General features: G+C 72.7%; 8 protein-coding genes. 3 read left to right on the top strand and 5 right to left on the bottom strand.

The window, feature by feature from the left end; all coding sequences use genetic code 11:
* Positions 1-283 (top strand): FKBP-type peptidyl-prolyl cis-trans isomerase (locus tag ABWK99_RS11265; protein WP_372594796.1); only part of this gene is annotated, 283 nt, incomplete at its 5' end.
* Between the two features lie 63 nt (positions 284-346).
* On the opposite strand, the gene ABWK99_RS11270 is transcribed toward ABWK99_RS11265, so the two are convergent.
* The 5 genes from ABWK99_RS11270 to msrA form a co-directional block, all read right to left on the bottom strand.
* On the bottom strand, positions 347-1,015 hold the full coding sequence (locus ABWK99_RS11270) for a response regulator (RefSeq protein ID WP_372594797.1): 669 nt from the start codon (positions 1,013-1,015) through the stop codon (positions 347-349).
* On the bottom strand, positions 1,012-2,277 hold the full coding sequence (locus ABWK99_RS11275; RefSeq protein ID WP_372594802.1) for a sensor histidine kinase: 1,266 nt from the start codon (positions 2,275-2,277) through the stop codon (positions 1,012-1,014). The genes ABWK99_RS11270 and ABWK99_RS11275 overlap by 4 nt, the downstream gene beginning before the upstream one ends.
* 92 nt (positions 2,278-2,369) lie before the next feature.
* Complete coding sequence (locus ABWK99_RS11280) at positions 2,370-3,233, bottom strand: ABC transporter permease subunit (RefSeq protein WP_372594798.1); 864 nt, start codon at positions 3,231-3,233, stop codon at positions 2,370-2,372.
* A complete protein-coding gene (locus ABWK99_RS11285) occupies positions 3,230-4,195 on the bottom strand; it encodes an ABC transporter ATP-binding protein (protein ID WP_372594799.1) in 966 nt (321 codons plus the stop codon). The genes ABWK99_RS11280 and ABWK99_RS11285 overlap by 4 nt, the downstream gene beginning before the upstream one ends.
* A gap of 123 nt (positions 4,196-4,318) precedes the next feature.
* Positions 4,319-4,978, bottom strand: coding sequence for a peptide-methionine (S)-S-oxide reductase MsrA (gene msrA, locus ABWK99_RS11290; RefSeq protein WP_372594800.1), 660 nt, complete (start codon positions 4,976-4,978; stop codon positions 4,319-4,321).
* An 88-nt stretch (positions 4,979-5,066) separates the two neighbouring features.
* Here msrA and ABWK99_RS11295 point away from each other — a divergent pair, with 88 nt between their 5' ends.
* Together ABWK99_RS11295 and ilvA are read left to right on the top strand one after the other, a co-directional pair.
* Entirely contained in the window at positions 5,067-6,287 is a 1,221-nt protein-coding gene (locus ABWK99_RS11295) for an AI-2E family transporter (protein WP_372594801.1), read from the top strand.
* A 74-nt stretch (positions 6,288-6,361) separates the two neighbouring features.
* Positions 6,362-7,453 (top strand): threonine ammonia-lyase (ilvA, locus tag ABWK99_RS11300; protein WP_372594803.1); only part of this gene is annotated, 1,092 nt, incomplete at its 3' end.

Genomic DNA, 7,453 nt, shown 5'->3' on the forward strand with positions numbered 1-7,453 from the left:
GGCCGGTGACGACCTCGAGGTGAACTACTTCGGCCAGATCTGGGCCGGCCGGATGTTCGACAACTCCTACGACCGCGGTTCCTCGATCTCCTTCCCGATCGGCGTCGGTGCCGTCATCGGCGGCTGGGACGACGGCATCGTCGGCAAGCAGGTCGGCTCCCGCCTCCTGCTGTCGATCCCGCCGCACCTCGGCTACGGCGAGCGCGGGATGCCCCAGGCGGGCATCGGTGGCACGGACACCCTCGTCTTCGTCGTGGACGTCGTCGGCACCCGCCACCGCTGATCCACCGCTGCGCGTCCGGGCCACCCGCCCGGCGCGCGGAGCAGGTCCTGTGGTGCGTCCCTCTCAGGAGGGGCGCACCACACCTGTCTCGTAGGCCAGCACGACCGCCTGCACGCGGTCCCGCACCCCGAGCTTGGCCAGCACCCGACCGACATGGGTCTTGACGGTCGTCTCGGACAGGACGAGCCGTTCCGCGACCTCCAGGTTCGACAGGCCCTCGGCGATCGCGCGCAGGACCTCCATCTCCCGCGGGGTGAGGCTCGCGAGCCGCGGGTCGTCGCTCGGGCCGTCGGGTGTTGCGGCGGTGGGCATCCGGTCGGCGAAGAGCTCGAGCATCCGACGGGTGACCCGGGGGGCCACGACGGCGTCCCCGCCCGCGATCGTGCGGATCGCCGAGACGAGCTCGGCGGGAGGTGCGTCCTTGAGCAGGAAGCCGCTCGCCCCGGCGTGCAGAGCGGCGAAGGCGTACTCGTCCAGGTCGAAGGTGGTGAGGATGAGGACCCGGGTACGCGGGTGCGCGGCGACGATCGCGGCGGTGGCGTCGATCCCGTTCATCCCGGGCATCCGGACGTCCATGAGGACGACGTCGGGGTCCAGCGCGCGGACCTGTCCGAGGGCGGACTCCCCGTCCGCGGCCTCGCCGACGACGGTCACGTCGTCCTGGGCCTCCAGGACGAGCCGAAGCCCCATGCGCAGCAGCGCCTGGTCGTCGACGAGCAGGACGGTGGTCATCGGGCCTCAGCCTTCCACGGCAGCACGGCCAGCACGCGCCATCCGCCACGCCAGGGACCGCTGGTCACGGAGCCGCCGTAGACGCCGGCCCGTTCCGCCATCCCGATCAGGCCCCTGCCCGTCCCCGCAGGGTCCGTCACGGGCCGGCCTGCGCCGAGGTCGACCACCTCGACCTCGACTCCCTGCTCGTCGCGGCGGATCGAGAGCTCCGCGCGCGGCGTCCCGGGGGCGTAGCGCAAGGTGTTCGTCAGGGCCTCCTGGACCACGCGGTACACGGTGAGCTGGAGTCCGGGGTCCTGGGGGAGGTCGGTCCCCAGCCCGTCGGTGACCACCGGCACACCTGCTGCGCGGAAGCGTTCGACCAGGACGTCGAGGTCGAGCCGTCCGGGCTGCGGTTCCAGCGGTGCGCCGTCGCCGTCGAGCACACCCAGCACGCGGCGCATGTCGGCGAGTGCGGTGCGTCCGGTGGCGGACAGCTCGTTGAGCGCGGCGCGGCTGGCCTCGGGGGAGCGGTCCAGGGCTGCCCCGGCACCATCCGCGAGGGCGACCATCACCGAGAGGCTGTGCGTGACGACGTCGTGCATCTCGCGGGCGATCCGGCTGCGTTCGGCGGCGCGGGCGATGAGCGCCTGCTGGTCGCGCTCCCGGCGCAGGCGCTCCGAACCGGCGATGAGCTCGGCCACGTGCAGACGTCGGCCGCGCACCGCTGTGCCGATCGACAGGCCGATGAGCACGACAAGGGTCATCTCCACCCCGGCGCTCACCGCTGCCTCGAACCGGGAGGCGTCGGTGGTGGCGCGCTCCCAGAGCACGACAGGGCCGGCGGGGACCAGCAGCGCGGCCGCGAGGGCCAGCCAGGCGATCCGCGGTGGCCTCGAGGCGGCGACGGCGTAGACGACGAGACCCAGGCCGATGGTGGTGTTCCCGATCGTGCCGGTGGCGGGCGGGGCGACCGCCGCCAGGGTGATCATCGCCACGGCGACGAGAACGGGTCGGCGTCGGCGCCAGAAGAGCAGCACCGTCCCCACCGCGACGAGGGCCCCGTGTGCCACGGCCTGCTCGGAGGTCCCGAAGGTCCCCGCCGGGGAGATCACCCCGAGCAGGAACACGAGCATCACCAGGAGGTCCATCACGACCGGGTGCCGAAGGAAGTACCGCCGCACCGGTCCGAGCCTGCGCACGGTGAGCTCGGTCGCGATGTCCGGGTAGGCAGAGGTCACGGCCGGGGGCGGCGCGGCTGCGACGGAGGTCGCCTGGGGCATGTCGGGCACCGGCTCACTGTCCCATGCGCCGGGAACGCGCCGGCCTCCGGGGACGACCTCGCGGCCGTCCCCGGAGGCCTCGGCCGTCCGGCTCACACGTCGCGGCGGCGCAGCAGGGTCAGCGCCAGCCCCAGGAGCAGGACCACCCAGATCGCCAGGACCCCGTAGCCCTGCCAGGCGGAGAGGTCGGGGGTGTCGGGGTTCTCGTTGAGGAAGGCGAGGGTCTCGGGGGTCTGGAGCAGTCGTGTGCCCGCGCTGGACGGCATGAAGACGGCGATGCGCTGCACGACGACGAACGGGAGGAGGCTCAGCACGTTCTCCACCACGAGCAGCACGCCCAGCACGGTCGCCAGCGCCGCCGCGGGGCTCCGCAGCAGGGCACCGACCGCCAGGGCCAGGAGCGCGACGGTCGCCAGGACCAGCGGGGTGCCGAGCAGGACGCGCAGCACGTCGGGGTCGCCGAGGTCCAGGCTCAGCCCGAGCGAGCCCGCCCACGGCTGGACGGCGAGCCAGGCCAGCGCGAGGGCGAGGACCGTGGTGAGCGCCGAGGCGATCGCCACGACGAGCGCCTTGGCCAGGATCACCGGGACGCGCCGCGGAACCGCGGTCATCGAGGACCGGATCATCCCGGTGCTGTACTCCCCGCTCACCGAGAGCACCGCCAGGACCACGACGGTGATCTCCGCGATGAACCAGCCGGCGGTGAGGATCTGCACCGTGTCGAGTGCTGACATCGTTCCGGGATCCTCGGCGAGGGAGCTCGTGCCCCAGGCCGCCAGGACGGCGATGCCGACCATGGAGAGCACCGTCATGCCGAGGGTCCACGGGGTGGCACGCACGGAGCGGAACTTGATCCACTCCGCGTGCACCACGCGGGGGAAGGTCACCGAGCCGGTGGGAGACGTACGACGGGCGTGCCCGCCGGTCGACACGGGGGTGGTGGTCAGGGTGGTCATCGCACGGTGCTCCCGGTCAGGGGCGCTGTCGCGCCGGAGGGGGTGGGGGAAGCGTCGACGGGGCCCGAGTGGTACTCGACCTCGTCGGCGGTGAGCTGGAGGTAGGCCTCCTCGAGGGAGGACTGCTGGGTGACGAGCTGGTGCAGGACGATCCCGGAGCCGGCGGCCGCCTCGCCGACCTCCTCGGCGGTGCGGCCCACGACCTCGAGCACGCCGGCCTCGGCCGAGTGCACGGTGGCCCCGCTGCGCTGGAGCAGCCCGGCGAGCTGCTCGGCCTGCGGGGTGCGGACGGTCACCGCTCCGTGCGAGGCACGGTCGATGAGCTCCTGGATCGGGGCGTCGGCGATGATCCGGCCGCGGCCCAGGACGATCACATGATCGGCGGTCAGGGCCATCTCGCTCATCAGGTGCGAGGACAGGAAGACGGTCCGCCCCTCGCCTGCGAGGTGCCGGACCAGGGTGCGGACCCACTTCACGCCCTCCGGGTCGAGCCCGTTGACCGGCTCGTCGAGCATGACGGTGTGCGGATCGCCCAGCAGCGCCGCCGCGATGCCGAGGCGCTGGCCCATGCCGAGCGAGAAGCCGCCCACCCGCTTGCGGGCGACGGACTCGAGCCCGGCGAGGGCGATGACCTCCTCGACGCGCCTGGCGCCGATACCGTGCGTCGCGCCGAGCGCTCGCAGGTGCTGGTAGGCGCTGCGCCCGGGGTGCACGGACTTCGCCTCGAGAAGGGCGCCGACCTCGTGCAGGGGTGCCTGGTGCTGGGCGTAGGCGCTGCCGTTGACGGTGACATGGCCCGCCGTCGGGCGATCGAGCCCGACGATCATGCGCATGGTGGTGGACTTCCCCGCGCCGTTGGGGCCCAGGAACCCGGTGACCTGGCCCGGTCGAACCGTGAACGACACGTCGTCGACCGCGGTGGTGGCCCCGTACCTCTTGCTCAGGTGCTCTGCCTGAATCATCGATCCTCCTCGAATGGCTCGGGGAGGACGCTACGGCCGCGTGCTGCAGGGCGGGACCGTCGCCAGGATGATCATCGGGACGCGGTGGGTACGACTCAGGGAGGAGTCGCACCCACCGAACGGTCAGGGTAGGGGGCAGGCCACGCCGGTGGAGTGCACGGGGCAGTAGCCGTTCGGCACCTTGTGCAGGTACTGCTGGTGGTAGTCCTCCGCGTAGAAGAACGGGCCGGCGCCACCGGGACCGGCGACCGGGCGGATCTCCGTCGTGATCTCCCCGTAGCCGTGCTCACGCAGCTCGGGGGCGTACACCTCACGGGTCGCCAGCGCCGCCGCATGCTGCTCGTCGGTCGTGGTGAAGATCGCCGAGCGGTACTGGGTGCCGCGGTCGTTGCCCTGCCGGAAGCCCTGGGTCGGGTCGTGCAGGGTCCAGAACCGGCGGAGGAGCTCGGTGGTCGGCAGCACCGTCGGGTCGTAGGCGACCAGCACCGTCTCGGTGTGCCCGGTGCGCCCGGTGCACGTCTCCTCGTAGGTGGGGAACGGGGTGAAGCCGCCCTGGTAGCCGGCCGCCGTCGTGACGACTCCCGGAAGCTGCCACATCTCCTTCTCGGCGCCCCAGAAGCACCCGAGTGCGAGGTGGATCACCTCGGTGCCCTCGGGCCAGGGGCCGGCGAGGGAGGTGCCGAGGACGGCATGCGTCGACGGCACGGAGTAGGGGTAGTCGTCCCGGCCGGGCAGGGCCCGCTCGGGGGTGACCATCGTGGTGCGGAACAGGGAATCGAACATGGGGCCTCCTCAGCAGGCCCAACACCCGGTCGCCACCGGCTGTTCCCGCAGGCCCCCTCGGGTGGGCCCCAGCGCCTACCCTGTGCTCGTGACCGCTGACACGCCACCTCCCGTGCCTGCCCGGACCGACGACGTCCTGCTGTCCATCCCGCGGTCGATGCGGCTGGCCGCCGCCTGGTCGTGGCGGATCCTGATCGTGACCCTGGCGCTGGGGGTGCTCGTCGCGCTGCTCGCCGTCGGCGAGGTGATCTGGGTGCCCGTGGTGCTCGCGACCCTGCTCACCGTCCTGCTCAACCCCGTCGTGGACTGGATGGTCCGCCGCCTGCGGCTGTGGCGCGGTGCGGCCTCCGCCCTCGCCGTCGTGGCGCTCGTCGCCCTGGTCGCCGGCCTGCTGACGGTGGCGGGGAACCAGATCGTCAAGGGCTTCGCCGACCTGTGGGGTCAGGCAGGGGCCGGACTGGACCAGCTCGTCAGCTACCTCGCCGACGGCCCGCTCGGGCTCGACCAGGCGCAGATCGACAGCTACCTCGGGGAGATCACCGACCAGCTCCAGTCGAACAGCAGCAGCCTGGTGACCGGCGCGCTCAGCCTGACCTCCACCATCGGTCACGTCGCAGCAGGGACCCTCATCACCCTGTTCACCCTGCTGTTCTTCCTCAAGGACGGACCGCTCGTCTGGGCATGGCTCGTGCGGCTGCTCCCGGCCGGCTCCCGCGCCCAGGCGCACGAGGCCGGTCGCCGAGGCGTGGTGACCCTCTCGGCCTTCACCCGCACCCAGATCCTGGTGGCCCTGATCGACGCGGTCGGCATCGGGCTCGGGGCGCTGATCCTGGGCATACCGCTCGTCGTCCCGCTCGCGGTACTCGTGTTCCTCGCGAGCTTCATCCCCTTCGTCGGGGCGGTCGCGACCGGTGCCATCGCCGTGCTCGTCGCCCTGGTCGACCAGGGACTGGGCACGGCTCTGGTCATGCTCGTCATCGTGCTGGCCGTGCAGCAGATCGAGGGCCATGTCCTCCAGCCGCTGCTGCTCGGCCACGCCGTCTCGCTGCACCCGGTCGCCGTGCTCCTCTCGGTGACCGCTGGCTCGCTCAGCGCGGGGATCGTCGGTGCCCTGCTCGCGGTGCCGATCGTGGCGACGCTCAACACCGTGGTGCTCTACCTGCACGGCCGGGACAAGTTCCCCGACCTGGGCACCGACGCGGAGGGGCTCGCGTCGAGGATGCGCGTTCTCGACGGCACCGCCGACGCGCCGGACGGGGAGCCGGGCGGCGAGGAGACCGCCACAGCGACCGCGATCGACGCCCGGTGACCGCCGCTCCCGCCGCACCAACGGTGACCCCCGCCGACGTCGAACGCGCGGCGCGGGTGCTGGACGGTGTCGCGATGCTCACCCCGGTGGTGAGCAGCAGGGTGCTCGCCGAGCGGCTGGGCGGGCCCGTGCTCCTCAAGTGCGAGAACCTCCAACGCGCCGGTTCGTTCAAGATCCGTGGCGCGTACGTCCGGATGTCCCGGCTCTCGGAGGAGGAGAGGTCCAGAGGCGTCGTCGCGGCCAGTGCGGGCAACCACGCCCAGGGCGTCGCGCTCGCGGCCGGCCTGCTCGGCGTCGAGTCCACCGTGTACATGCCGGTCGGTGCCGCGCTGCCGAAGGTGGCGGCCACCGCCGAGTACGGGGCGCGCGTGGTGCACGTGGGCACGAGCGTCGACGAGGCCCTGGTCGCGGCGCGCGACCATGCGGGACGCACGGGGGCGGTGCTCATCCACCCCTTCGACCATGTCGACGTCGTCGCCGGTCAGGGGACCGTCGGCCGGGAGATCCTTGCGCAGGTCCCCGATGTCCGGACCGTGGTGGTCCCGGTGGGCGGTGGCGGGCTCGCCGCGGGTATCGCGGTGTCGCTGGCCGACCAGCCGCAGGTGCAGGTGATCGGGGTGCAGGCCGCCGGGGCCGCGGCCTACCCGGAGTCCTTGCGGGCGGGGCACCCGGTCGCCGCCACGGCGATGTCGACGATGGCCGACGGGATCGCCGTCGCGCGTCCGGGGGACGTGCCCTTCGCGCTGCTCGCCCACCGCGGGGTCGAGGTGCGCACCGTCAGCGAAGGGGACCTGTCACGAGCCCTGCTGCTGGTGGCCGAGCGGTCCAAGATGCTCGTCGAACCGTCAGGGGCCGCGGGGGTCGCCGCCCTGATGGCGGGGTTCGGGCCCATCGAGACGCCCGCAGTGGTCGTGCTCTCCGGGGGGAACATCGACCCGCTGCTCCTGCTCAGGGTCGTCCGCCACGGACTCGTCGCCGCCGGTCGCTACCTGCACCTGCGCGTGCGCATCGACGACCACCCCGGCCGGCTCGCCGGCCTGCTCGCCGAGCTGGCGGGGGCTGGGGGCAACGTCGTGCACGTGGCCCATGAGCACTTCGGCGCGGGCCTGGCCGTCGACGAGGTCGAGATCAGCGTGCAGATCGAGACCAGGGGACCGACCCATGCA

Source organism: Actinotalea sp., from assembly GCF_041597215.1.
GTDB lineage: Bacteria > Actinomycetota > Actinomycetes > Actinomycetales > Cellulomonadaceae > Actinotalea.

Bases quoted from the DNA above. Each gene is read 5' to 3' on its own strand.
- ABWK99_RS11280 (WP_372594798.1), bottom strand. From the start codon at position 3,233: ATGACCACCCTGACCACCACCCCCGTGTCGACCGGCGGGCACGCCCGT.
- ABWK99_RS11270 (WP_372594797.1), bottom strand. From the start codon at position 1,015: ATGACCACCGTCCTGCTCGTCGACGACCAGGCGCTGCTGCGCATGGGG.
- ABWK99_RS11285 (WP_372594799.1), bottom strand. From the start codon at position 4,195: ATGATTCAGGCAGAGCACCTGAGCAAGAGGTACGGGGCCACCACCGCG.
- ABWK99_RS11275 (WP_372594802.1), bottom strand. From the start codon at position 2,277: ATGCCCCAGGCGACCTCCGTCGCAGCCGCGCCGCCCCCGGCCGTGACC.
- msrA (WP_372594800.1), bottom strand. From the start codon at position 4,978: ATGTTCGATTCCCTGTTCCGCACCACGATGGTCACCCCCGAGCGGGCC.